Source organism: Candidatus Arsenophonus nilaparvatae (genome assembly GCF_045346035.1).
Classification (GTDB): Bacteria; Pseudomonadota; Gammaproteobacteria; order Enterobacterales; family Enterobacteriaceae; genus Arsenophonus; species Arsenophonus nilaparvatae.
Window position 1 is genome coordinate 2,399,956 of sequence record NZ_CP158507.1, and the last position, 26,805, is coordinate 2,426,760.

Below are 26,805 nucleotides of genomic sequence, written 5' to 3' on the forward strand. Positions count from 1 at the left end.
AACAAGTCACCGGTTTGCGTTGAGATAGTCGCCGCACTATTTTCAAACCTTTTACTTAAAGTTCACCCTGAGCATTTTTTGTAGTCAGAGATTATTATAAGCTGCAATTTTAGCGCTTTCACCTTGATTACTGATAACATTACTAAATAGATGAATATAATATTTAGCCATTACTTTACCTTGATTAATCAGGCTATCGCTTTCAAGTAATAGCTTTTGCTGAGATAAAATTTCACTGGTTGCCGGAATTATAATGGCTGGCGCTTTGGCGATTAAATGCCTGTTAGTGGTAATATGACCTAGCGTCAGTTTCCCTTTAGCGGAAACAAATAAATCACTTTCGCTGGTTTTAATATTATTCAGCTTAACTTCACTGTCTGGTTCGGTAGCAATGATTTTAATGCGATTGGCATAAATCCCACCAGGCTCTGTAATATTAACCGCAAATTGGGGTTTTAGGCCCAGGTTAGTTATTTGAGAAACTGTTCCAGTCTGATAGTCAATCGCATTCATGCCTAGCAGCAAGCTAATATTTTTGCTCAGAATACTGGCATTGATAGTAACAGTACGGCTGATCATTTCAGTATACTGTTGACTACCACTATAGAGCCCTTTATTACGGATGGTAATATCACCTTTTTTCACCCTTAAATGAGCGAATTCGCCTCGTTGATTCAGTGTCGGCCGGCCGCTAGTTAAGGTTAAGCCACCAATATTGCTGAAACGGCAACCATCACAACTGATGCCATTAGGATTAGCGGTGATCACATCCGCTTTCTTGCCTGCAATTTCCAATTTGCCATTTAGTTGGGAAGAAGATGAACCGGTTACTTCATTAATAATCAAAGTGGCCGTCTGTTCACCAAGCTGCCCATTTTTAGCCAGCTGGCCGGCTAGTTCACTTTTCGCTGGTTGGACAGCATTGTTCAGCACCGCACCTTCTGGCGGTACATTAAATTGCTGATATCGATTATGAGAAATACCCGCCCGATTAGGTGCCGCTATATCGATGACAGCAATTTGATTTTTAACCGTTAGTTGAGTTTTTTCATCCGCTGGTTGGACAGTGGAACTGAAAACAGGTAACAGAGGATAACTGGCGATGAAATAAATTACGTTTCTGCTATAGCGAATCTTTTTATTTTTCATAGCATTACCTATATTCTAATTTTGTATTAATATGACGATGAAAGTTACCGCTTCAAAATAGAAAAGAAAAATTTAATAGGCAATATATAATAATCAATAATTTAACTAGTTAATCCAATGATAATCATTATTTTTAATTATAATTCAATATGTTAAATTTAATTAATACTATTTTATTTTTATTCCTAAAATTAAATCTGATTTTAATATTTTTATATTTAATAAATTAAAGCCAGTGATTAAATAATCACTGGCTTTAATAGAATTATTGATTGTAATTAAATTCAGTTAACGACTTACGGCTGCAAAAGCCTGAGCAATACGCTGAACATTATGTTCATTAACACCCGCCATACAAATACGCCCAGTACTAACCAGATATATGGCAAATTCCTCACGTAGACGCTTAACCTGTTCTGCGCTAAAACCGGTGTAACTAAACATACCATGCTGCTTTAATAGGTGATCAAAGTTTTTTTCAGGTAACGCATTTTCCAAATTGCTAACGAGCATTTTCCGCATCGCAAAGATGCGCCGACGCATCGATTCTACCTCACTTAACCATTCAGCGCGTAATGTGTCATTTGTTAAAACATGTTCAACAATTTTTGCGCCATTTGATGGTGGGCTCGAATAGAGACGACGCACACCCGCCTTTAGTTGGCCAAATACCCGCTCACACTCCGGTTGATTTTGACAAATAATCGATAGACCGCCAACCCGATCACCATACAGACCAAAAATCTTGGAAAATGAATTACTGACAAATACCGGTAATCCGGCCTGAGCCATAGTGCGAATAGCATAAACATCCTCATCCATACTTTTAGCAAATCCTTGATAAGCCATATCAAGAAAGGGAATAAGGCGCCGCTCTTTAGCCACTTTGGTTATTTGATCCCACTGTTGCGGTGTTAAATCAGAACCGGTTGGATTATGACAACATGGATGCATTAAGATAATGCTTTTTTCTGGCAGCTGTTTGAATGTTGCCAGCATTTCAGCAAATTTTATCCCTTTGGTCTCGGCATCAAAATAGGGGTAATAATGGACGTTAATTCCTGAACCCATGAAGATAGAAGCATGATTTTCCCAGGTAGGATCACTACACCAAACCTCTGACTCAGGGAAATAACGATGTAAAAAATCGGCTCCCAGTTTTAACGCCCCTGAGCCACCAATAGTCTGTACTGTTGCAATTCGTTGTTCTTTAATTAGTGGGCTATCAGCGCCAAAAAGCAGTTTTTGAATCGCTAACCGGTAGTTATGCAGTCCTTCCATCGGTAAATAGAGGGAGGCTATAGCAGGAAATTGATTAAGCTTGATTTTCGCTTTACCGACAGTGCCAAGTTGGGGAGTATTACCCTTGCCGTCATAATAAAGGCCAATGCTAAGGTTAATTTTATTTTCACGCGGATCTTTATTAAATTCATCCATCAACGACAGGATAGGATCACCGGCAAAAGCATCAACATTCTGAAACACTTAAAATTCTCTCCACTATCATCATATCTATTTTTCTATTAAATAACCGACAACAAATTTATTTGTCCAGATATTCCATTGCCACCCGCGAGGTTAGCTTGGTCAGTAATTCATAATCACTGACACCAGTATATGTCGCCACTTCTTCAACAGGCAATAGATCTCCCCATATAATTGCTTCATCGCCGACCTTATCGTTGGTTTCAATTCCTAAATCGACTGAAATCATATCCATAGAGACTCTACCTACAATCGGCACTTTGCGCCCATTTATTAATACTGGTGTGCCTGACGGGGCATTGCGGGGATAACCATCGCCATAGCCAATTGCCACTACACCAAGATTGGTATCCTGCTCACTAACCCAAACTCCACCATAACCGACCGGCTCTCCAGCTTTATGTTGACGAATAGCAATTAGATTAGATTTGAGGGTCATCGCTGGTAGGAGACCAAAATCTTTGCCTTGTTTACCTTCTTGTGGTGAAGCCCCATACATCATGATGCCAGGACGCACCCAATCAAAATGTGATGTTTGCCATAGTAGAATACCGGCAGATGCCGCGATCGATTTTTCTCCTGGTTTATCTTTTATAAAATCATTAAAACAAGCCAATTGCTGCTCTGTCGCTGCGGGTAAACCAGGCTCATCAGCACGACTAAAATGACTCATAATATTGATAGGCTTTTGAATATTTTGACATGCCATCAAGCGCGTATAAGATATTTTCGCCTCTTCAGGTCTGAAACCCAAACGGTGCATACCGGTATCAAGTTTCATCCAAACTTTTATCGGCTTTTCTAATTTAATCTGTTCTAATGTTTCAAGTTGTTCAATACTCTGTACAACAACATCAATCTCATGCCTGGTGATAATAGGTAATTCAGCTAGCTCAAAAAAACCTTCTAATAATAAGATGGGGTTGTTGATGCCATTTTCACGTAATGCGATTGCTTCGCTAATACGAGCAACACCAAAGCTATCAGCCAGATCTTTAACTGTGTGCGCTGTTTCTAGTAAACCATGTCCATAAGCATTAGCTTTAACGACAGCAATTATGCGGCTATGAGGCGCAATTTCCCGAACTCGTTGTAAATTGTGACGCAGAGCGCGCCGGTGAATGACAGCGGTTGCCGCTTTCATTTTACTCTCCGTATTAACGTATTAAAATTAAATAGATAGATTATTCGTCGTGGTAGATTGGCCCAGCATAGTTATCAAAACGTGACCATTGTCCATTGAAAGTCAGACGTACTGTTCCAATCGGGCCATTACGCTGCTTACCGATAATAATTTCTGCTACCCCTTTAAGATCTGAATTATCGTTATAAACCTCATCTCGATAAATAAACATAATTAAATCGGCATCCTGCTCAATGGAGCCGGATTCCCGTAAATCTGAATTGACCGGTTTCTTATCCGCTCTTTGTTCCAGGCTACGATTAAGTTGTGACAATGCGATCACAGGTACTTGTAACTCTTTTGCCAATGATTTAAGCGAACGGGAAATTTCGGCAATCTCAAGTGTACGATTATCAGACAGAGAAGGAACTCGCATAAGCTGAAGATAATCGATCATAATTAGACTTAAACCACCATGTTCACGGTAAACCCGGCGAGCACGTGAACGAACTTCTGTCGGCGTTAACCCAGCGGAGTCATCAATATACATATTGCGTTTTTCCATCAACAACCCCATGGTACTGGAAATACGCGCCCAATCTTCGTCATCAAGTTGGCCAGTTCGAATACGAGTTTGATCAACACGCGATAAAGAAGCTAACATACGCATCATGATTTGATTAGCCGGCATTTCCAAACTAAAAATCAAAACCGGTTTTTCTTCTATCATGGCCGCATGTTCACATAAATTCATCGCAAAAGTGGTTTTACCCATGGAAGGACGAGCTGCTACGATAATCAGATCAGAGTTTTGTAATCCTGCCGTTTTTCGATCCAGATCCTGGTAGCCGGTAGAGACACCGGTTACGCCATCATAAGGCTTCTGATATAACTGTTCAATTTTTTCCACCGTCTCAGACAGGATCTCTTCAATCCCTTTCGGACCGTCATCTTTATTAGCACGAGTTTCTGCAATTTGAAAAACACGTGATTCAGCTAAATCCAGTAACTCTTCGCTGCTGCGACCTTGAGGATCATAACCCGCATCAGCGATCTCATTTGCCACCGCAATCATGTCACGCACAACAGCACGTTCGCGCACAATATCTGCATAAGCGTTAATGTTGGCAGCACTTGGGGTATTTTTAGCTAATTCTGCTAAATAGGCAAAACCACCGACGCTATCCAATTCGCCTTGCTGTTCTAACGATTCAGATAAAGTAATTAAATCAATTGGTCTACTCTGTTCAAGCAGACGTTGCATTTCAGCAAAAATGGTGCGGTGTGGTCGGCTAAAAAAATCTGCGTTGGTCACGCGTTCTGAGACATGATCCCAACGCTCGTTATCCAACATTAATCCACCCAGTACCGATTGCTCAGCTTCTAAGGAGTGAGGTGGCATTTTTAGCCCCTCTATTTGACGATCTTTCTGACCAATAAATGCGGTTTCTGCGGAATACTTCTTCGCCATAGCACTTTCTTTACCCATTAATCAATAGAGTCGCTCATCAGTATATGCTATTTACTGCTATTTCGTGACAATTTGATCATTTAATGTGAGATAAAACCTCAACGATTCTTCACTGTTATCTTTTACAGAAAATCTGAAAATGTTGCAATGTCCCTCAATCAAACATAGCAAAATATTGGCAATAAATCTGAACTTTCCGAAAAATATTGCAATCATGGCTAATAAGCGACTAGTTAAACATAACCATTAACCAACTGCACTTTCAGATTGTTTTATTCGCGAATATTTATATAGTTTATTAATTCTTTAATAAGGAAACCTTTTAATTAAACGGAGTTTAATTGCTATGAATAGTTATCAAGAGATCAATACATTTATTAATCATGTTTATGGAGAAAATCGCTTTTCTAATGATGAATTTCAAACTATTTTTCATTATGCCAATCATAAATTTGACACTCTTCTGACACAATTTGATAAAAATCAGGAATTAGCCGATTTTCAGCAATCAATTAATCATGCCGTACAATTGATGCAAAACAGTCTGGAAAAAATTGGCCAAAACGGGGACATAGAATGTGAACAAAAAAATAAAATAAAAGTCGCTTTTATTAGTCAAATGCTCTATTTATTCGCTAATTTTGATCGCGCTTTTAGTTCTCTTTAATTAAACGCACCCCAGGTATGGCATAGATAAAATAACCTGGGTTAGTCAATTATTTACCGGTAATAAACTCGAGTGCCTGCTTAACCACGGTTACATCGGCGCCTTTTTTATGGGCATTTTCACTCAAATGACGGCGCCACTGGCGAGCGCCCGGAATAGCTTGAAATATTCCCAACATATGACGAGTAATATGACCTAAATAAGTTCCCTGTTTCAACTCTCGCTCAATATAAGGATACATTGCTTGTACTGCAACAATCGGATCAATAACCAGGTTACTTTGATCAAAAAATTCAACATCAACCTGAGTTAATAATGCAGGATTTTGATAAGCTTCTCGCCCTATCATAACACCATCAAGATGGTGTAAATGCTGTTTAGCCTGATTAATGCTTTTGATACCTCCATTAACCACAATGGTTAACTGAGGAAAATCTTTTTTCAATTGATAAACGCGTAAATAGTCTAAAGGTGGTATTTCCCGATTCTGTTTTGGACTTAACCCCGATAGCCAAGCTTTACGAGCATGGATGATAAATAAACCACATTGACTCTCTGCCACAATTTTATCAATAAAATCGGTTAAAAAAGCATAACTATCGTCATCATCAACGCCAATACGGGTTTTTACTGTTATCGGGATCGTAGTAGCATCCTGCATTGCTTTTATACAATCCGCTACTAGCGCGCCTTCACGCATCAAACATGCACCAAAACGGCCATTTTGGACCCGATCTGAAGGACAGCCAATATTTAAATTAACCTCATCATAACCGCTTTGCTGAGCCATTTTTGCACAATCGGCCAAGGCCGCAGGCTCATTACCACCCAACTGCAAAGCAACTGGATGTTCCTCTTCACTATAAGCCAGATAATCACCTTTACCATAAATAAGCGCACCAGTTGTCACCATTTCTGTATAAAGTAACGCTTCTTTAGTTAATAAACGGTGAAAATAACGGCAATGACGATCTGTCCAATCAAGCATCGGTGCCACGCTAAAACGGTGGTGGTTAAAATTACCTTTCGATGCCGTTAATTCGTGGTTTTCGGTTAGTTTTATGTTAGTCGTGTTATCGTGCATTTTTCGGTTTTTTGGTATGTTGTTTTTTATTACCACTAAATGGTATTACTCGTTTTTAACAGCCATTATAGCGAGAATTTATTTGTATGCTGCCTATTATACCATAGAGAAACACCCCGGTGTGGGATGGCTTCACTCACAACAAAAAACTACCAGACAGCCATGACTTCAAGCCAATAGTTTCAATGGAAAATGGTAATTAGTGAGAGTTAAAAATTAAATGATAAGCAATTGATAACCACCGTATACTCAATAGCGTTCATCACAAAAATTAGATTATATACTCATGCATTCTCTGATGGGATCATAGAAAAATTGGTAAATTGAATTGATACTCCTGCTTAGCAGATAGTTTTAACACCAGCTGTGTGAAAATTTATATAAAAGATTAAAAAATGTGATTGGCAGCATTCTATTGTATTTATATCAATGTTATTGAATTGCTGATGATTAAGGCTGAAAATATTTTTTAATTTAATCATAAGAAGATAAATTATGAAATCATAATTATTTTTACTCTATTTTTAGAAAATAGCTTTTTATCAATTGCCTAAAAATAAATAATTGACTTTGAATACATATCTGTACCAAGTGAAGATAATATATTTCTAAATGAAGACAACAAGTAAAGAAAAATGTTTGTTACGAAACATCAAAAGCATGGAAAAATGAATACTCTAGATTAACCAGAAAATTAATTTTGCTGGTTAATACCATCCCACTATACAAATTCTACAGTTTAATTGATATATTCCCCATTCTTTGCTACCGACAACATAAATTAAACACAATAGCAACATTTGTAATCGCATCTCATAATAACAACAAAAAATCTACAATACGGTCAATAAATCAACATGGATTTGCTGTAAATTTACACAGTAAGTATTTATTTATTTTTAACATATAACATCAATCAGAAACTTAATATGTTTAGAACAAATCCTGCGACTAATGTTTGACTAGACTCAGCAAAAAATAAATACTAATGGTATATTAGTAACAATATACTGATTTAAAATATAAATTCTCAATCCATGCCAATAAGAATTGAACACGATAACTTGCTACAATTAGCTACCCTTTACATTCCTCGATAAAAATAAAATCACTGTTTTTATCTCAAATCGAAGACTATAAATCCAATATAATCATAAATAAAATACATTATTCACGATAAAAGTAAATTTCAGCAAATATGACAGCAACTATATGTGATAAAAGCTAGGCAATTATTCAATTATACTGAGGAAAAATCACTATCTTGCAAATACTGAATACTATCAGTAGATAATGCTGTTTGCAGCAGCGCAAATGCATAACATAATCGGGTTAATTATTGCTAAATTTAGATGAAAAAATATAATATTAACTTATTAAAAATATCTCAATTAAAGAATTTTGTTCGGTATTACGTTAAATACAATTTTCATATCGATAAAACTAAGCTATGAAGATGATACCTGTTGTGCCGTCGCCCCACTGATCTTGATTGCATTTTAAAGAGTGCTAATTTTTCGTTTAGCCGCTCTAGTCACCAAGAGAAATTTTGTTAACTTAACCAAGATATAAAGTATAAAAGCATTAATATCTCTGACAAACTATGACAATCAAAAATGGTAAAATTGGCCAAAGCTCATAACCGTGAAAAAAAATTAATTTAAATCAATAATAAATTGGTAAATAAGAAAAACCCTATAGCATCATTTTATAATACCATATAGAATTGGTTAATTATTATTAATAATAATGTTGCATTTACATAGAAAAAAAGTAAATGCATAGATGTCAAAATCATAACACCTTTATAGTTTAATTATGATAGTCTTCTATTATTTATTTAAAAAATAAATTATATTTATCATAATTTTTTTCAAAAATTAACTTATAAAAATAACTTTTCATCAAAATAGAATATAATAACAAGGAAGATTTATGCAATTAAATATGAATAGGTAAATATCATATTCATTTATATAATTATGTAATAACATTACAAAACATAAGCTAAGAAATGGATTATTTTTTATGTTAAAAAAATCAAACTATACAAAAAAGCTAACAAAAAAAATAATATATAAATGTGATGTTGATAATAAAAATGAATTACTTTTCAATAAAGGTAGATATAAAACAACCTATTTAGCCAAAATAAAAATTTCATAAAACACTATGCATGATATATCTAAGGAGAATTACAATGAAGTTAATTGAAATATGTGAACAAGAGACAAAGCAAGTTAATTACTTTGATGTCGAATTAGTTGTTAATGCAGATATTAATTATTTGGCTACTGATCAAGATGGTTTTATTTATGGATATATTTTTAAACCAGTAATAGATAATAAATCTAATACCTGGCTGCCAACACAAGAATATACTCCACATCCTATAGCAATAATTACTTTAGATAGTAAAAACTGGCAAGATACACTTGTCAATGTTTAGATGATACTTTGCTGGTAGCATTAATCGAATCGATGATATGCACCAGCATTTAATAAAAACGATTTAATGCTAATAAATAAAAATACGCATTTATTAATTAAATAAATATAAAATTTAGAATTAAAATATTTTTTTGATACAAAAAAAACTATTTTAGATGAAAATTTTTTCCTATTACAAATGAAAATGTTCTCTTAATCCCTGTTTTTCTAAACGCGGTAAAACTTCATCTCTAAAATAAGGGAATTCGTCCAGATAATTAACAAAAGATAATGCTGCACCAGATAATCCGGCATTATAAAGCGCTACGATATTGTTGCTAATATCATCAGGTGAACCTACTAACGGATAACCACCGTGGCCTGCAGAAAACCGATTTCGTGCTGAATATAATTGCTCCTTTGGAAAGGATTGCGTATTCTTAAACATTAAATTCATAATGCTATCGACTGTTTGCCAATCAGCATTTTCTTGTGAGTAATAGCGCAGGTATTCTTCTGCTTCTTTACGCGTTGGTCGGCAAACCACATAACAATCGGTTAATAAACCAAGTGGCATCTTTCTGTTTTGTAATTTTGCTTGCTCTTTTAACCATATAACATTTTTTCGTAAATGTTCTATATTCACAACCATAGCAAATAAATAATCTGCATTACAAATAGCAAACTGTTTACCCTCATTAGAGCCTGCGGCATTCAATATCGGTATTCTTTTTTGCAATGGTAATGGAAAACTATAAATGTCTTTTAATTTAAAAAATTGGCCATTCCAGTCAAAGGGTTCTTTTCGCCACCACAAATTTTTAATTACATCAAACCATTCGTGGCTATAACGATAACGGTCTTCATGCTGTTGCCAAAATTTTATTCCAAACGCGGCATACTCATTGGTATTCCAACCACATACAACATTTAATCCTGCCCTACCATTACCAATATGATCTATTGTCGCAAGTTGTTTAGCAATAACAACAGGATGATGAAAAGAAGTATGTACGGTGGTAAATATGCCAATATTGTTTGTCAATGCCAATAATGCAGAGGCCAATGTTGTTGGCTCTAATACATTAGCATGAAAAGACGATCCCCTTTCATAACCTAACCATCTAGCCACCGGTAATAAAAATTCTATACCTGCTTTATCAGCAAGTTGGGCTATTTTAAGATTATTTTCCCATGAATTAAGCCAACTTTCTTTTACTTTTGTCATAGCTAAACCACCAGAACAATTAACAGAAAAAATGCCTAATTTAAATTTATTATTATTAAACATCGGATTAATGTTATTTGGCATAATAAAATCCATTTTAATAAGAGGATATATTAATAGTGAGTATTTATGATATAAGATACGTAAAATATCAAATAAAACAAATCAAAATATATTCCATTTAACGTGCCTATTCTTCATATTAAAAATTATATAATCGATTAAATAATTTGGCTCTGTCAGATTAAGAAAGATAAGTGTTCGAATGCAGGTTTGATAATAAATTAAATCGATATAAACAGCCATCAGTATTGTCAGACTAACCATTAAACGCCTTCATTATCCCGTCAACGCAATTTAAATTTGTCCACGCTAATATTTAGCTTACAATTAAGTCTGTGTGATTTAGATGAGATGATGTAAGCAAGGGGCATCTTTGTTGCTAACCCGATTCATCATCGCTGAGCCTTGCCATTTACGCCAAAACTGGCAAGCATTGCTAACATATAGCGAAAATCTATCATGCAACCTGGCATCTGAATGAAACCTATTTCAAAATAAAAATTCCTATCAATGGGCAAATTCCCTATCCAATAGGTGCTTTTTACGTTTTTACTGTCTAATAATTCTTACAGTCTAATAAAAATCAAAGTCTCAACATTAATACAACAGAGCAAATAATTTTAATGTTTTAGTAACTTTGTAATTTTAAAACTATTTATCACGCATACTTTATTTCAACTATCAGATAAAGAAATGATTTTTTATTTATAAGTTAATTATTATTACTTTAATTAAAAATAATCTACTATTAAATATAATTTTCTCTAACAATATTGAGGGTAAATCATGATGAAATTAGTTAAGATATTTACTATTTCCTCTTTTATTATATTTAATCCGATTACAATTAAAGCTAGCGTTAGTGTTAATATTTGGATAAATAAAGAAACTAATAAACCCTGTTCAGTTGATATCGATTATACTAAATGCTACATATCAGAAAATAATCAAACAATTTTACTTAAAAGCGCCAATTCCGATGATAATAGTATTGAACAAAGCTGGGAGGAAACAATACAATAAGACTATTTCCACTAATATTGCTATTTTAAAGGATATAAGGAAATTTATTTCTTTATATCTTAATTATCAGATAAATTTCCGTAATGAAAATTTATCATATTGATGATAAAAATATCCTCAGGTAAAAAAGTATATTTTATTTAAAGTAATGATATTATTAAAACTCACTGGCTTAATTCCATATTATTTTTATTTATAGATTTTCAAAATTAAGTGTTATTACATTATTTTGATAGTCACAGTAAAATAAAATCTATCATTTTTGCATAATTATTGAATTATTTTTAATGAGTAAGTGGGAAAATGACACACTGTAACAGGAGAAACAATGGATAAATTAAATTCATTTAGCATAGTTAAAAATAACCTAGCTACATGGAAAGAACCAGATAAACAAGCACCTATTCTACCGAAGTACTTTGCTTCAGAAGAAAAACCTATTATTGAAAGTTCGATTGACCAACGAATGGATAGACAAGTAAAACAGGATATTTCAATAGGTAATTACAACCAAGAAAATATTAGAGCATTATTTCAATCACCAGGCGGCCTTAATGGAACATTATGGAATACATCGCTCTACCCTGAACAGGTGAAAAATAGTGGCTGGCAAAGACAAGAGTCTATTGCCAAAAATGAAATGCGGATTGTCGCTACAAAAATGGAAAAATTATCACCAATAACACCGTCGGTATTATATAGAGGGTTATCTATCCCGAGCTCCGAATTTCAAAAAATACAAGAGACCGGTTACCTACAAAATTATGCATTTGCTTTTTTTTCTTCAAATAGAAATGTTGCGCAATACTTCGCTATGCACAGTGGTAGCCAAAATGATAGGAAAATTATATTTCAATTAACAATCGCTGATAAAGATAATGAAGAGCTGCAATTTCGAGTTGGAAAGGTTGATTTTGCAGCTTATACTCTTCTTGTTCAAGACAAAAATAATAAATTTAGCAAAGAAGACTTTAATGGGTTAAAAGAAATTATTGCACTACCTGGTAACTATTTTAAAGTTATTGAATCACTGACAAAATCTAAAAATAATTTTTTTAATAAACTAAAGAAAAAATTAACCAAAAATAATATAACGACAATTTATATCCAGCATGTAGGACATGATATTAAACCCATACAGAAAATACACTCCTGCTATATTTAGTTAATTAGCAAAAAATTATTTCAATAAAAAATATCTAATAAATTCATAATCAATTTATAGTTTATTAAATAAACAGATGGTTTTAAAATAAGCTCTCTGTTTATTGGTGATTGGTTGTTATTTTTTTAGCTATCGTCTATAGGTAAGCATAATAAAGTTGAAATTTATTAGCATAAAAAATTATCTTGATAGGATAATGATAAATAATCATAACTAGATTTAGCGAGTCATTTTTAAATATGTTGCCAATTAACTTTAATAATAAAATATCCTATTCTTCGTTATATACTCAACCATCTAATAATAATGATGGTGATTTAGCGAAAAAATATCCCGATCTAAAAATGCAATCAGATGATCCATCCCCAGCAAGACAATCTCATGATAAGATTGCAACCAACAGCAATAAATCACATCCATCAGAACAAGTAAAATCACTATTTTTATTCGATAATAGAATTAAATCAGAAACAGAAACAGAAACAGAAACAAAATTAAATGAAGAGCAATATCAATTATGTAATCAAGAACTTTCCTCTCTCATGGCCATGGCCTATGACGAAAGTCCAACTTTTAGGCGGTTATTTAATTATGCTTACGATACCCATCTTTGTGATGGTGATAAATGGCATGTATCAATCCATGATGCCTTTAGCACAACCGTAACTGCTGAAGAGATAAAAGCTGAAAAAGGCAAAAAAATTATATCTCTTACTATCGATCCAGCAAATTGTTTACAATATAAAGAGCAGTATCAGTTAGAAAATGGTAATTATGCCCTGTTTAGTTTTACCCGCGCATTTATGCATGAAATCGTTCATGCGTTAACAATGCTCCCTGACCAGGATAATAATCATGTCAGAGGTGCGGTAGTTGAATATACCAATATTATCCTTAAAGAAATGGGTAATAAAGAACCTGCAAGATTTAAGTATTAATATAAAGCAAAAAAAGTAATGAACTTTTAACGCATTTATAAGTTGATCATTTTCGTTTTAAGAGATTAAATTCAATCTGACAGATCTTACATAAACAATTAATATTTCTGTCAGATTAAAATAACTGCATTTGCTGTTAAAAAAACGCACATTAAGCATGATTAATATTTAGACAAAATCTATTTCTTTCTACTTTTTCAAATGATAGCATTGATGGAAAATTTTGATTAGACATCATTATCTCAATTTCGTTAGTCGACATATTATATTTAAAACTCACTTGAGCACGAATAGCTGGTCTATTCTGGTTACTAATAATAGCAATATTAGCATTATATAAATTACCATCTTGTGGAAAGGAACCAATACATTGATAATCCGTATTCGCTTTAATATGTATTGGGTTACTTACAAAAGAAATATTAAATACAAGCTGATAAAATATATTATTGCCAGTATTATTATTAAGTAATATCGCTAGTATATCAGTATATTTAGGGGATACGGTAAATCTTGATAAGCCTTTTATTTCGGATAGATCAGGTGTATCATATTGCCAAATTTTTGTTATGTTACCAGGGGCATTATTTGCCGCATAATCCTTCCATCCCTGAACTTGAGAAAGTCTACCGACTCTGACAGAATTAAATTTATCATTTAATTATGCAGACAGCCGATACTCTTCATTAGACTCAACATATAAAAAACTATCACCAGTATAATTTTTCCCTTTATAAAAAATAACACCTGTCGAAAATGATTGATTATTATTCATAAATATCCTTTTATTTTATAATTTTTATTAAATTATTTTAATAATATATGAAATTCAAAGTCACACATTTCAATATAAATATTTGATGTAAATTTTATATTATATTTAGTGTAGTGTTACACAAGCTACTTTTAATAAAAAAAACCATCTTTATCTACAATAAATTTATTTTTCAATTAAGTAAAAAACTGATCTTAAAAAAATAAAATAATTCATCTATGAATATAATAACATAGCAAAATATAATAATTAAAAATTTGCTATCTCTTATGTGAAAAAATTTTCTACCATAAATGATATAATAACTTATATACTATAATTAGTCTGTTCGTTCATCACCTGGTTGAGTAAAAATTTATGAGAAAGATACCTTTACTGCTAACACTTATTTACCTTGGCGGATGCACTAATACAACAGAATCATTGCCGCCCGCTAAATCCATCGGCATGGCAAATCCTGCTTCAGTTTATTGTGTTAAGCAAAAAGGAAAAATTGAAATTATAAAGACAGCGAAAGGAGAAGTTGGTTATTGCCTGCTACCTAATGGTGTGCGCATCGAAGAGTGGACACTCTATCGCCAAGATCATAAATAACTTACTGCGTCTTATTTAGTAATTGCTACTGATTAAATTCTTTTTCAAAAGCAACTTGCTGCTGGTAAAAAATTAGTTTATTACAAATATTGTTATATCTTTTTAAAAAATAATATAGTCATCTAAAATAGAGCGATAAAAACACTTTTATTTTAAAAGAGTTGCTGTTGCATTATTAAATTACACCTCTCTATTTGCTTCGTTAAATGTTAATAAACGGTTATTGAAATGTTAAAATAAACATCTATTATTAATATCGTTACATAACTATTAATTGAGGTGACTAATGAAATTATTTACAAATCGATTTGCTATCGCTTCTGTTTTAACATTTGGTTATATGTCAGCTATCGCTAGCCCAATAGGTAATTTAAACATCCCTGGTGTAGATAAGGTTTTGGAAAGCACTAAAACTGCTATTGATACAACAGAAAATGCTGCAAATACAGCTGTTAACACTGGTGTTGATGTTGCTAAAACTGGTGTTGAAACAGGTGTAGATGTTGCTAAAACTGGTGTTGAAACAGCTGTAGATGTTGCTAAAACTGGTGTTGAAACAGCTGTAGATGTTGCTAAAACTGGTGTTGAAACAGCTGTAGATGTTGCTAAAACTGGTGTTGAAACAGCTGTAGATGTTGCTAAAACTGGTGTTGAAACAGGTGTAGATGTTGCTAAAACTGGTGTTGAAACAGGTGTAGATGTTATTAAAACTGGTGTTGAAACAGGTGTAGATGTTGCTAAAACTAGTGTTGAAACAGGTGTAGATGTTATTAAAGCTGGTGTTGAAACAGGTTTTGATGTTGCTAAAACTGGTGTTGAAACAGGTGTAGGTGTTGCTAAAACTGGTGTTGAAACAGGCTTAAATGCGGCTAACAGCGGTGTTGAAGCAGTTACCAATGTTGCTAATAGTTTGACTGAATTATCTGTTGCTGAGGTTCTTAAACAGGCGAAGGAAGACCTTAGTATTTTAGTTACCACATTCTTCGGCTCTTTCAATGATGTTGTTAAGAAAATAGAGCAAGCTATTGATAAAGCTGAACAGAGCACTGGAACAGTTACAGGCTCAACTTCAGCAACTACAGATGATACTTCAGAAACCGAAGAAGAGTTAGAAAAAACTAAGGTTCCAGAAGGCTTATTATAAGTCGTAATTTTACAATATAAATAAAGCGTTTAATTAATAAATACCTCTTCATTAAAATTAATAAAGAAGAGGTGTTTTACTCTATACTAGTTAATCAAAACTTACCAAATATCAATATTGATAATTTCAGTTAATACAACAGATTATTGTTAGAATATAGAACCTTTTCATTATAACTTTTTGTTTGATAAAAACTATAAAGTATCTAGTTTTTTGTCATACTTAACTTAATTAACATGTAAGATATAAATATCTTAAAATAAAAAATTCTGTTAATAAAAATAAATATCATCATCGATTAGTTAAAAAACTGTGTTTTTTTATGTAGTTATAATTAATATGTAACAATTTATAGCTAGTAGGAGAATTTTAAAATGAAAATAAGATCATTGTTTTAGGTATCAAATTATTAATAAAAATAGATTAGTGAAAATTAAGAATAATAAAATTCAAACAATAATAAAAATATAAATATTTTTAATTCTTATTATAGTAATGAACGGTATTAGATATTTAAATACCGCGTTTTTTATAATAATAAATATCTAATAACAGCACGAAAAATAAAATGCTTATCAAATTTAATAAAAATATCATTCAATCAAACAATGAATATTCCATTACTTTCAAAACCACAATATTACAGAATAATTTTTTAAACCAATTCACCTATTGTTCTATTATAAAGAGTGAAATACACAAAAATCAAAACAACTCGGCCAATTTTACAAATCTTATAGGTATTAGTTACATTAACAATACTAATATATAGCCTTTAAAAGAGTGGCAATCAATGCAGCAAAATAACCCGATATAGTAGCAATCAACCTATAAACATTATTAACCAAAAATTTTATTTAGGTAAGTGTTTGCAATGGCGGAATGTTCACCTATCATTAAACAATAATAATTATCATTATTATTTAATCAGGAGGAAAGCGTCATGAAACTATTATCGAAACTATTTATTTCCATAATCCTGCTTGGCTATAGCGTTATCTCAATGAGTACGGTGTTTATAGACGAACAAATTAACGATGTTGAGCCAACAGCAGAGCAGAATAATGCGACTGAAAGTTCAAGGCCAATATCATCAGCAACAACTGAACCTGATTGCAGCCTTCCCCATGAGAAAAGATGTTTTGCCAGATCAACGGCGACAGACTCGGTCTCAATTAAGGGGGAAATTAAGCGGACAACTATAAAGCCAAAACCAAAAAATTAAGTGCTCGGAAATCCATGCCAGGGACGGAAATAACTCATTCCTAGCCGGATTATTAATCAAATAGTATTATTTAGCTTACTAAGTTTTCTAGCTTACCAACCTGAAGCCTTTATTGAATGACCTTATTTATTCAATGTAATTATCTTATTTACCTTTTTTTAAGCGTAATTTGCCATTGAGCGTTGCCGGTTTGTTGAAAATCAATCACTTCATGACCTGATTTAGCCGCCCACTTTGGAATATTCTCCGTTGCTTGAGCACAATCATATTTAATAACTAAAATATCACCGTTTATCATTAAATCTATCGCTTTTTGCGCTTGAATTAGTGGATATGGGCATAACTTCCCTCTGGTATCTAGTTGAATTTCACTCATATGCAATAACCTCTATGATTTTATTTGCCATGGACGGATCACAGTAAAGTAACTAGTGAGCCAACTACCGAAAATAATACAAGGAATAAACACCCAGCCTTGCCATGAAAACCAAGCGGTATTAACCAAAGTATTACCTAGCATGCAGCCACCCGCTAAACCGCTACCGATCCCCATAAATAAACCACCAATAAAACTTTTTACCACGGTGGTCAAACCTGGGTTTCTAAATCTAAACTCTTGACTACCCTTGGCGGCAATAAATGATCCCAACAACAAACCGATTAATAAATAGCCAGCCCAGTCAAAAAATTTTAAATTGCCGTTAATCAATAATGAAAATAATTGCGCGCTAGGTCCGCTAATACCAAGCCCGCCAATCCGCCCAGCAGCTAAACTTGCCGGCCAGGCTAATAGCGCAATAATTCCTACCAACATTGCCGTAATAAATGGGTGCCAGCGAGCCTCAAATAATAGGTGGCTGATTCCTGCTTTTTTTGCTGTTATTTTTGCTACATTAATCTGTTTCCACTGCCTGATATGTCTAATAACCAAATAGATTGTTAATGATATTAAAATAAGCATGATTATATATGGTGATACATGAAAAGTTTGTGTTATTGTTCCGCTATCTAATGCCTGGGAGGTAATTGGTGAAAAAAAAAGATCTACTGACCGGCAAACGGACCAACCAACTGGATAGGATAAAGCCGATAACAGCAACAATACTACCAACTAAACCTTCAGCGGTTCGATAATAGGCGCCAGTAGAGCAAGATCCGGCCAATGCCATTCCAATACCAAATAAAATGCCACCAGCTATGGTTGCTAACCATAAAAATTTGGCATGCGGGAGTATGACTAATCCTAGACTTTGCAAGCCAAAGAGCCCGACACTCTGAATAGAAATAACGATTAAGATTGCAATTATCATTTGACTATCACGGAATAAATAAAAATCTCTTAATCCGCCAGCTAAACAAAAACGTCCCCGTTGCATAACAAAACCAAGTAAGCTACCCAATACTAAGCCAGATATATGAGATAAACTTATCATTAATATCATTCCTTAAATTAAAATAACATTTTATAAAATCGAACTTATTAAATTGTTGATAAAAAGCACAGTTTTAAATATAGTCTAATTGTTGGGGATCACTTTTTTATTAGCTAAAATAAATTTGTTAAATCAAGGGATTAGTTTTTTATTTCTGTTTAAAAATATTTAACGCTGTTTACCACAATATTTCATTCATATTAAAAATAATAAAAATCCTATCCTGCTTAAGCATCATTAAATTTACTACATTTTTTATTATTTCTAACATTTAATGTTTCTGTCTATTATTTATAAAGATAATTTTATGTCTGAATGGCAATAATCGAATGAAAAGTATACTAAATAGCCTTCCGGTATTTGTTGCTGCTGCTGAAGCTAACAGCTTCTCTCAAACAGCGGAAAAATTACATCTAACGCGCTCATCGGTAGCAAAAAAAATTGCGCAATTAGAAGCAAGACTGGGTGTAACCCTGTTTCATAGAACAACCCGCACGCAAAGTTTAACAGAGGAAGGAATGCTGTATTATGAATATTGCCGACGTGCACTCGATGAGATAGAAAAGATAGAAGACATTCTTGACAGCGGTAAGCATGAAGCTTGTGGAAAATTTAGGCTTTCGATGCCGGTATTATTTGGCCATTTATGTATAGCCCCCCTACTCATTGCTTTAATAAAACAGTACCCCAAGCTAGAGCTAGAAATGTCATTCAACGATCGTATCATCGATCTTATCGAAGAAGGAATTGATTTATCAATCTATATTGGCACACTACCTGATAGCAGTAATCTAGTCGCGAGAAAAATCGGCCAACATCGTATGACGATTTGCGCTTCCCCCACTTATCTTACTCAAATGGGTGAACCAAGCACAATTAAAGAGTTGGCTCAACATTTTGCTGTCGCTTATAGCCGTTCAAATCAAATACAAAAATGGCGCCTCAAAGGCGATAACGGTGGTATATACGAATTCAGACCAAAAACAAGATTAATAATGGATGACATGCAAGCAATAAAAGATGCGATTATTTCAGATGCAGGTGTTGCCTGGCTTCCTGACTGGTTAGTCAGAGAAGAACTGATCAACGGGAGCCTGAAAGAAATTATGCCTCATGCGGTTGAAATAACCTTCTCTATTTACGCGGTATGGCCAAAAACCCCTTACCTTTCGCGAAAAGTCCGACTCATTGTTGATACTTTAGTTAACGATTTACCCGCTTATATGGAAAAAATAGCAGCGCCAAACTGAACAGATTTGCATTTACTGGCATTTTACATGCCAGTAAGCAAATCATCATGCTTACGCTATAAGACTCGCAATTTTAGCATTAGCATTAGCAATCCCTTGTTTTTGCCCATCAGGTTTCATATCCATCCCTTCGGCATAAATAAATTCCACATCAGTGATACCAATCAATCCTAAAACCGATTTCAGATAAGGAGTCACTGCATCCGTCTCTTGTCCCAAGTGGATACCACCACGAGAACTGACAACAACCGCACGTACCCCTTCAACTAATCCCATCGGATAAGTTTCCGTATATTTAAACGTAACGCCTGCACGGGTAACAAGATCAAACCAATTTTTCAACTGAGTTGGCACATTCAAATTATACATGGGTGCACCGATAACAACGATATCACTCCCTTTCAGTTCGGCTATCAATTTATCTGATAGGGCGACCGCGCTAAAGGCTTTTTCACTGAAATCACTCGCTCCTCGCATCGAATTAAATAGTTCATTATTCAATACAGGAAGATTAAGCTTAGCTAAATCACGTATCTCGACTTCATCATTTAATCCTTTTAATTGTCTTTCCGTCAGATAAGTATCTATCAAAGTATTTGTTTGAGAATTATTTCCCATGATACTGGATTTTAAAACAAGAATTTTATTCATAATATAATTCCTACTACACTATTATTTTAATATTTCAGATCGATAATTTTTATTACAAACCTGAAATTAAGAACAAATTAAATTTTACTACTAAAAAAAATTATTAGTGTTGAAAGAAAGAATTTATATTGATTCCAATAATGCAACAATTAAAAAAAAGCCTCGCATAATATTGGCGAGGCTTTAATTTTTTACAATTTAAGTTAATTAGGTAATACCTAATTTTCAGCAGATTATTTAGCTTTTTGTGTTTTTTTGGCCACTGCTGGTTTTTTAGTGGCTTTTAATTTTTTAGACTCATTTTTTTTGCCTTTTTTGATTGTGATTTTTTTTACCTTTTCATCTTTAGGGATCTCATATTCAAGATGAATTTTAAGTAAGCCATCACATAATTCAGCATTTTGGATTTTAGCATTTTTACCTAATGAATATTGGGCAGAGAAGGATCGATGAGAAATACCTTGGTGAAGCCATTCACCTTTTTTTGGAGTTTCTTCTTTATGATCACCAACAACAAACAATTGCCCATTAGAAAACGAAACATCTAATTCATTTTCAGTAAAACCTGGAACACTGATTATTAGTTCATAATGGGTATCATCAATTTTCTTTAAATTGTAGGACTCACTTGGTAATGATAGCGGCTTAACGCCAGTTAAGTGACTAAATAACTTATCTATCTTATCAAATCTGTCAGAATATAAATCATTTGTTAAAGTTGGAAATAACCTTAATGGACGAATCATAATAGACCTCTCCTAATGTAGCTTAATTAAGCATGGAGAACTTTGTTCTCTATTATTCTTATAGGAGTTACTGCAGATTTTTCCACTTATTTATTACAATGTAAATACACTTCTAAATAAAAATATCTAATAAACAAATATTTATTTAATTGAGCTTTATTCACTGATTTTTATTTAATACCATCATAAATCAAAGGATCAACCAAGAAATCAGAAATTAACCCTGACTCTGGCAAAAATTGATTACCTCTAATTAAAGAAAATTGACTACCTTCATCACCATAGGAAACATTGCGTTCATTGCCATTTTTTTCAGTGAGTTGCGTATAGGAATAATTTTGTATGTCTTGATAGAGATCACTATTTTTTGCTATCGACTGATGTAATTCTAATAAATCTCGATCGCTCAATTCCAACTTTTTATCTAGCTTAACACCCCATCGAGTTAAACAGACTTCGGCAAAGTGACGAACAATTAACCCTGGCTGATATAAAACTTTGCCTTCGCCAACACTATCAAGAGATGCATTACCGACAAGAGTTGCATGTCGACCACGCATAGGAAATATACGAACAATCGTTGCACTATCCGTTTTCGGAATTACACAACAAAAACCCTTCGAACGTTCGTCTTTAGCATAAAAAGCAACATATTCTTTAACATTCTTACCTAACGAAACCTTTTCATTTTGGAAATTTAATGGGCCAGGCACAGGATCAATAGCAAAAATATTTACTGGAATTTCTTTTAAAAGCTCATCTTCTAACATCGCATTGGCGAGCATATGACAACTAACGCCTCCTCGGCTCCAACCTACTATATTAACCTGACTGGGTATAACCCCGCCTTTGCGATACATTTTAATAATTTGTTGTTGCAATTGCTGCTGAGAAACTTTTCGATTGCCATAATCATAATGCCGCCAGAAATAAGAACCTGATACTTCTACGTCATCAATGGCTATATTGGCTTTTTTGAGCAGGTTATACTGTTTTTCAGTCAGTTTCTCTCGCTGCCAATCAAAATTACCTTTAATAATATGGATTGCATGCTGCACATTTTCTTTCCAGCCCTTACCAAAACCTACTCCAGTCCAATTATGATACCCTCCATCTTTTACCCAGAGTTCATCTTGCTGAAGATTTCCACTTCCAGGACCATCAATAATAATCCATTCTGCAAATTCACGACCTAAATTATTTGATGCCAACATCGAGACTAATTCACCTTGCCAATACTGCTTATTTGAATCCTCAAATTTAGTAACTCCTGTACCACAAAAATAGACCGTTAATATTGTCATAAAAACCTCGATAAAATTAATTAATAAGTTTTATTTTTAATCTTAATAATTATTTGATCATGCTTTGCTATCCCAAAAATGGATAAACAACGGGTTTAACCGAACCGGTTATTTTTGTCATACCGATGATAAGATAATTATCAAGAAAAACCGATAAGAAAACTTTTTCTTAACTGTTCACTATATTGATATAATAATTTATCAGCATATAGGCACTAATTTAATCACTTAATCGAGGAAATTATTTTTCAAATATAGCCAAATTTAACTAGTAGTAAAAAAATTATAATAAGATTTTTATTATTAATTAATATTATCTTTTTTATGATGTGAAAATGATATTTACCAAATTTAGTAATAAAATAAATAATATTTTCTAAATAGTTTATTAATTTATTTTATTCTGCTTATATTTCCAATTTGCTATGCCGATTTTTTGCATAAAACACCACTAGCAACAATATATAAATAAACTAAACTCACTTATTATTCATAAAAATTTTACTTATGATTAGCCGAATTCAGTACTAAATTAATCAGGGCATGAATAAATATCCATGCCCCGTATTAAATATGCCATGACAAAATAAATATTTGGCTATAATAAATAACTTTAAAATTAATGTGCCAGTTTTAGCCCAATAATCCCAGCAAAAATTAGCCCCAGGCTTAATAAGCGGAATAAACTGGCTGATTCACCAAGAAAAATAATCCCAATTATCGCCGTGCCAACTGCACCAATACCTGTCCAAACCGCATATGCAGTACCCGTCGGCAATGTTTTCATTGCATAAGCTAATAACACTACACTAAACAACATGGCAACTAAAGTAATAATACTGGGGGTTAATCTGGTAAATCCTTGGGTATATTTCAATCCTATTGCCCAAACGATTTCAAGTAAACCGGCTATTAATAAAATTAACCAGGCCATCATTCCTCCTAACAACTAGGGTCGTCCCCAACAAAATGATATTTCTCAGGTCGTCCTGAGCAATAGATCAAACTGAAAAAATTATAACTAGGCAATATAATAACTGCAACACTATGTATATTTACTTAATTACCATTGAAGATTAGTTTAGTTAAAAAAATTAGACATTCCATTTCTGTTACTGCACTCCCTGATAAACTTGCTGAGTTCTATCGCACTCAGGATAATAAATTATTCATACTTACCTAACAAGGTAATGGCAACAGTACTTTTGGCAGTTTGTTACTGTTGCTACATTCTGTAGATATCTATCTTAGCCAGGAACAATAATCGGTCTGACTAGCCGTTGATACTGATTGAATAGTATATATTTTTTCATAGCGAGTTAATGATCATAATCTAACGTGATGGCTTAAAACAGGTTAAAATGAGCCCGTCACATTGAGAATGGTGGTGACAAATGAATGTTAGACTAATAAGGCTAACAAGCGTTACTGAGGATAGTTGTATATTTTTATACCGCGGGCCGTCTGGCTTTATCCTGCATATTTACCATAAGGCCATCAACAAGTAACGATATTGAATTTATACCGAAAATGCGATTGGCAGCAAAAAATAGGCCTGTACTAAACGCTACTGAAGGGCTCTAAAGACAAGCCAGCAGCAGCGTATATACAGGCAATTATCAGGAAAAAAAACTAATTTATACTATATAAATTAGGCTGCTAAAATATAGCTTACGCTTTTTTATCGGAAATTGGTTTACCTTGTTCAACAGCTAACATAGCCAACGCTTGCATTTGTTCTGATGTTTGAACCATTTGTCGATTACGTGTGTTACGCATATCTGTAACAATTTTTTCTAAACTTAAATTACTTTCTGGTTTTATTAATTCCATTGTGGCAAGTAGTTGACCAGTACGCCCAACCCCAGCTCGACAATGTATTACTGGTAATAATTTATTTTTATCGCCTATCGCTCTACTTCCCTTTTTCTGATACATATTAATTTTTTTATCGACAACTGCATTAACAAGCTCAGCTAATTCTCTTAATCCTTTATTACCAGAGGCAGTTCGATCCGGCCAATTAGGAACATGAATAACAGGTATGGTAACTTTAGCATCTTGACCTTTTTCGGTGACTTGCAATAAATATTGCTGATAATCTAATCGGTCAGCTAATTTACCCTCACCGTTAGCTTTTGCAGTGACTAAAACATCACCATATTGATTGCTTTTTCTAAAATATTCGGGCAATTTCTCGCCAAATTCCGGATTAATATCTTTTTCTGATGCCAATACAACCAGTGCAGGTGTCCGATTAGCCACCAACATCTTAAAATAATCTTCCATTGATTTTGGTTTTGGATATTGGCAAGCAATAGCGACATTCTGAGCAGCAATTTGTACCCGATTAGCGGGTAAAGGCTGACCATTCGGGGCTGTCACAGCCGTTGCTTTTGCAGTCCAGATATTGCCAAACCGCTGATTCTCAACTTTCTCAATATATTGTGATTTGTCTATGTTGACATCGCTAAAGTTGTCCGCTAACCGTTGAAATAGATCTTTAGCTAGTAGAACGGTTTGTTGTTGGTCTTCTGCTGACATTCTACGTGGCGGTAATGGCGGTGCGGGTACCTCTGGATCACTTAACATTCTCTTTAATTTTGTTGGTAGTATATCTGTATCAGTAGCATTTTCTAATTTAGTGGTACCTTCATCCATCTTAGCAGATGATCTTTTATCACGAATGTAATTACCCTTCGTTTCTTCAAATTGCTTAAGTAAGTCCAGCTGTGTTGTTTTATCTAATATTTTTGCGCTAGTGGAATTTTTTATTTCGTTAATAATTTTTTCAGCACTCAATTTATTACTAAGTTTAGATACTTGAGTTGCGGCAACCAGAAAAGCCGAGCGGTCATATCCTTTACTACCATGTATTACTGGTAATACTTTATTGAGATCATGTACTGTTTTATTATTTTTTTGGTAAAGCTCAGTCGAATGATCATGGCTTGCCAGATTAATACGATCAGCGATAGCCTTTAACCCTTCATTATTGATGTTATTTTTTCCTTGCCAATTATTAATATGAATAACAGGCACTTGATATGAATGCTTACCCTCCTTAATTTCTATTTGATACTCGTCATAGTTAAATTTGCCAGCAGATCGATTTTCCACACCCTTTTCAACCTTAACTGACACACTGCCATACTTTCCACTTTGCTTAAAATATTCAGGTAAGCCTCCAGTCTCAATGTCCTTATTTGATGCCAAGACAACCAGAAGTGGCGTTTGATTATCAGATAGCATTTTAAAATAACTTTCTAAATATTCTGTTTTAGGATACTCACTGATCATTGCCACATTCCGATCCGCAATTTGCACGCGATTTGCGGGTAATAACTTACCATCCGGCGCTTTAACTAAAGTTGCCTCAGCCAGCAAAAGCTTATTATTTCGTTGGTTACTGAGAGGAATACCATCATCGCCAATTATGCTTGCCGCACTCGATACTTTACTGGCAACCGCTTTTTCTGATGGTATATTCAGGGTTTCTGTCGCACCTAATTTTGGCTTAGGAGGAAGCTGCGGTGGGTTGGTTAACTTTTTTTCCGCCACAGTAGGTTTTGCTGGAATTTCCGGTGGCGTTACATCAATCTCAAAATTCATACCAGCATGACGCCACGTTTGATTACTGTCTAGATCCGTTTCAGTATCTAAATGGGGTTTGTGCCGTAACAAAATGGACGCTGATTCGCTATTCTTGATAATATTACGCCCTTGATACTCAGTTTTTTGCGTCCCATTTTGGCCTCCAGATGCTTCATCTGAGGCATAATTGGTATTAGGCATTACATTATTATAAATCGGTAAGATATTAGGCATCATAAAACCCCTTATTTTTAAGTTAATCT

At 33.7% G+C, this 26,805-nt stretch carries 24 protein-coding genes and 1 pseudogene; 9 read left to right on the top strand and 16 right to left on the bottom strand.

The window, feature by feature from the left end:
• Positions 1–84: 84 nt before the first annotated feature.
• The 4 genes from WH390_RS11295 to dnaB form a co-directional block, all read right to left on the bottom strand.
• Positions 85–1,149: a filamentous hemagglutinin N-terminal domain-containing protein gene (locus WH390_RS11295; RefSeq protein WP_032116160.1), complete on the bottom strand. Its 1,065-nt coding sequence runs from the start codon at positions 1,147–1,149 to the stop codon at positions 85–87.
• Positions 1,150–1,437: 288 nt separating this feature from the next.
• Positions 1,438–2,634, bottom strand: coding sequence for an amino acid aminotransferase (locus tag WH390_RS11300; protein WP_032116159.1), 1,197 nt, complete (start codon positions 2,632–2,634; stop codon positions 1,438–1,440).
• Between the two features lie 58 nt (positions 2,635–2,692).
• Positions 2,693–3,778: an alanine racemase gene (gene alr / locus WH390_RS11305; RefSeq protein WP_032116158.1), complete on the bottom strand. Its 1,086-nt coding sequence runs from the start codon at positions 3,776–3,778 to the stop codon at positions 2,693–2,695.
• A gap of 40 nt (positions 3,779–3,818) precedes the next feature.
• On the bottom strand, positions 3,819–5,228 hold the full coding sequence (gene dnaB / locus WH390_RS11310; RefSeq protein ID WP_032116200.1) for a replicative DNA helicase: 1,410 nt from the start codon (positions 5,226–5,228) through the stop codon (positions 3,819–3,821).
• Positions 5,229–5,574: 346 nt separating this feature from the next.
• On the opposite strand from dnaB, the gene WH390_RS11315 reads away from it, so the two are divergent.
• Positions 5,575–5,895 carry a hypothetical protein gene (locus tag WH390_RS11315; protein ID WP_032116157.1) on the top strand — a complete coding sequence of 107 codons (321 nt, stop codon included), beginning with the start codon at positions 5,575–5,577 and terminating at the stop codon, positions 5,893–5,895.
• A gap of 49 nt (positions 5,896–5,944) precedes the next feature.
• On the opposite strand, the gene dusA is transcribed toward WH390_RS11315, so the two are convergent.
• Entirely contained in the window at positions 5,945–6,979 is a 1,035-nt protein-coding gene (gene dusA / locus WH390_RS11320) for a tRNA dihydrouridine(20/20a) synthase DusA (protein ID WP_032116156.1), read from the bottom strand.
• A gap of 2,200 nt (positions 6,980–9,179) precedes the next feature.
• On the opposite strand from dusA, the gene WH390_RS11325 reads away from it, so the two are divergent.
• Complete coding sequence (locus WH390_RS11325; protein WP_032116155.1) at positions 9,180–9,428, top strand: hypothetical protein; 249 nt, start codon at positions 9,180–9,182, stop codon at positions 9,426–9,428.
• A 174-nt stretch (positions 9,429–9,602) separates the two neighbouring features.
• Here WH390_RS11325 and WH390_RS11330 read toward each other — a convergent pair whose 3' ends face one another.
• The gene (locus WH390_RS11330; protein ID WP_032116154.1) at positions 9,603–10,721 is read right to left on the bottom strand and encodes an LLM class flavin-dependent oxidoreductase; all 1,119 of its coding nucleotides are present in this window, start codon (positions 10,719–10,721) and stop codon (positions 9,603–9,605) included.
• 765 nt (positions 10,722–11,486) lie between these two features.
• Between WH390_RS11330 and WH390_RS11335 the strand changes: the two genes are divergently transcribed.
• The 3 genes from WH390_RS11335 to WH390_RS11345 all read left to right on the top strand — a co-directional run bounded on the left by WH390_RS11335 (position 11,487) and on the right by WH390_RS11345 (position 13,826).
• On the top strand, positions 11,487–11,723 hold the full coding sequence (locus WH390_RS11335) for a hypothetical protein (protein ID WP_148305592.1): 237 nt from the start codon (positions 11,487–11,489) through the stop codon (positions 11,721–11,723).
• A 328-nt stretch (positions 11,724–12,051) separates the two neighbouring features.
• Positions 12,052–12,888 (top strand): hypothetical protein, encoded by an 837-nt coding sequence (locus tag WH390_RS11340; RefSeq protein WP_032116152.1) that lies wholly within the window; start codon positions 12,052–12,054, stop codon positions 12,886–12,888.
• Between the two features lie 239 nt (positions 12,889–13,127).
• The gene (locus WH390_RS11345; RefSeq protein ID WP_032116151.1) at positions 13,128–13,826 is read left to right on the top strand and encodes a PipA/GogA/GtgA family type III secretion system effector; all 699 of its coding nucleotides are present in this window, start codon (positions 13,128–13,130) and stop codon (positions 13,824–13,826) included.
• A 151-nt stretch (positions 13,827–13,977) separates the two neighbouring features.
• Here the strand turns inward: WH390_RS11345 and WH390_RS11350 are convergent, their stop codons facing one another.
• Positions 13,978–14,355 carry a hypothetical protein gene (locus WH390_RS11350; RefSeq protein WP_406850727.1) on the bottom strand — a complete coding sequence of 126 codons (378 nt, stop codon included), beginning with the start codon at positions 14,353–14,355 and terminating at the stop codon, positions 13,978–13,980.
• Positions 14,335–14,475 (bottom strand): annotated as a pseudogene (locus WH390_RS11355) (beta/gamma crystallin domain-containing protein); the annotation flags it as partial. The pseudogene WH390_RS11355 and the gene WH390_RS11350, both read right to left, overlap by 21 nt.
• A gap of 483 nt (positions 14,476–14,958) precedes the next feature.
• Between WH390_RS11355 and WH390_RS11360 the strand changes: the two are divergent.
• The 3 genes from WH390_RS11360 (at position 14,959) to WH390_RS11370 (ending at position 17,564) form a co-directional block, all read left to right on the top strand.
• Positions 14,959–15,195, top strand: coding sequence for a DUF333 domain-containing protein (locus WH390_RS11360; RefSeq protein WP_032116150.1), 237 nt, complete (start codon positions 14,959–14,961; stop codon positions 15,193–15,195).
• Positions 15,196–15,481: 286 nt separating this feature from the next.
• A complete protein-coding gene (locus WH390_RS11365) occupies positions 15,482–16,339 on the top strand; it encodes a hypothetical protein (protein ID WP_406850583.1) in 858 nt (285 codons plus the stop codon).
• Positions 16,340–17,282: 943 nt separating this feature from the next.
• The gene (locus WH390_RS11370) at positions 17,283–17,564 is read left to right on the top strand and encodes a hypothetical protein (protein ID WP_032116148.1); all 282 of its coding nucleotides are present in this window, start codon (positions 17,283–17,285) and stop codon (positions 17,562–17,564) included.
• 148 nt (positions 17,565–17,712) lie between these two features.
• Here WH390_RS11370 and WH390_RS11375 read toward each other — a convergent pair whose 3' ends face one another.
• From WH390_RS11375 to WH390_RS11385, 3 genes are read right to left on the bottom strand one after another with little or no spacing between them, the layout of a single operon-like run.
• The gene (locus tag WH390_RS11375; protein WP_032116147.1) at positions 17,713–17,940 is read right to left on the bottom strand and encodes a sulfurtransferase TusA family protein; all 228 of its coding nucleotides are present in this window, start codon (positions 17,938–17,940) and stop codon (positions 17,713–17,715) included.
• Between the two features lie 12 nt (positions 17,941–17,952).
• Positions 17,953–18,675 (bottom strand): YeeE/YedE thiosulfate transporter family protein, encoded by a 723-nt coding sequence (locus tag WH390_RS11380; RefSeq protein WP_406850584.1) that lies wholly within the window; start codon positions 18,673–18,675, stop codon positions 17,953–17,955.
• A complete protein-coding gene (locus tag WH390_RS11385; protein ID WP_256379525.1) occupies positions 18,569–18,997 on the bottom strand; it encodes a YeeE/YedE thiosulfate transporter family protein in 429 nt (142 codons plus the stop codon). Before WH390_RS11385 ends, WH390_RS11380 begins: the two co-directional genes overlap by 107 nt.
• Before the next feature lie 329 nt (positions 18,998–19,326).
• Here WH390_RS11385 and WH390_RS11390 point away from each other — a divergent pair, with 329 nt between their 5' ends.
• Positions 19,327–20,247: a LysR family transcriptional regulator gene (locus tag WH390_RS11390; protein WP_032116146.1), complete on the top strand. Its 921-nt coding sequence runs from the start codon at positions 19,327–19,329 to the stop codon at positions 20,245–20,247.
• Between the two features lie 51 nt (positions 20,248–20,298).
• On the opposite strand, the gene WH390_RS11395 is transcribed toward WH390_RS11390, so the two are convergent.
• The 5 genes from WH390_RS11395 to WH390_RS11415 form a co-directional block, all read right to left on the bottom strand.
• Positions 20,299–20,898 (bottom strand): FMN-dependent NADH-azoreductase, encoded by a 600-nt coding sequence (locus tag WH390_RS11395; protein ID WP_032116145.1) that lies wholly within the window; start codon positions 20,896–20,898, stop codon positions 20,299–20,301.
• Positions 20,899–21,131: 233 nt separating this feature from the next.
• Positions 21,132–21,644 carry an Hsp20 family protein gene (locus WH390_RS11400; protein WP_069187513.1) on the bottom strand — a complete coding sequence of 171 codons (513 nt, stop codon included), beginning with the start codon at positions 21,642–21,644 and terminating at the stop codon, positions 21,132–21,134.
• A 170-nt stretch (positions 21,645–21,814) separates the two neighbouring features.
• Complete coding sequence (locus tag WH390_RS11405) at positions 21,815–22,948, bottom strand: hypothetical protein (RefSeq protein WP_032116144.1); 1,134 nt, start codon at positions 22,946–22,948, stop codon at positions 21,815–21,817.
• 619 nt (positions 22,949–23,567) lie between these two features.
• A complete protein-coding gene (sugE, locus tag WH390_RS11410) occupies positions 23,568–23,882 on the bottom strand; it encodes a quaternary ammonium compound efflux SMR transporter SugE (RefSeq protein ID WP_032116143.1) in 315 nt (104 codons plus the stop codon).
• Between the two features lie 737 nt (positions 23,883–24,619).
• A complete protein-coding gene (locus WH390_RS11415) occupies positions 24,620–26,776 on the bottom strand; it encodes a protein-tyrosine phosphatase family protein (RefSeq protein WP_052044935.1) in 2,157 nt (718 codons plus the stop codon).
• Between the last annotated feature and the right edge of the window lie 29 nt (positions 26,777–26,805).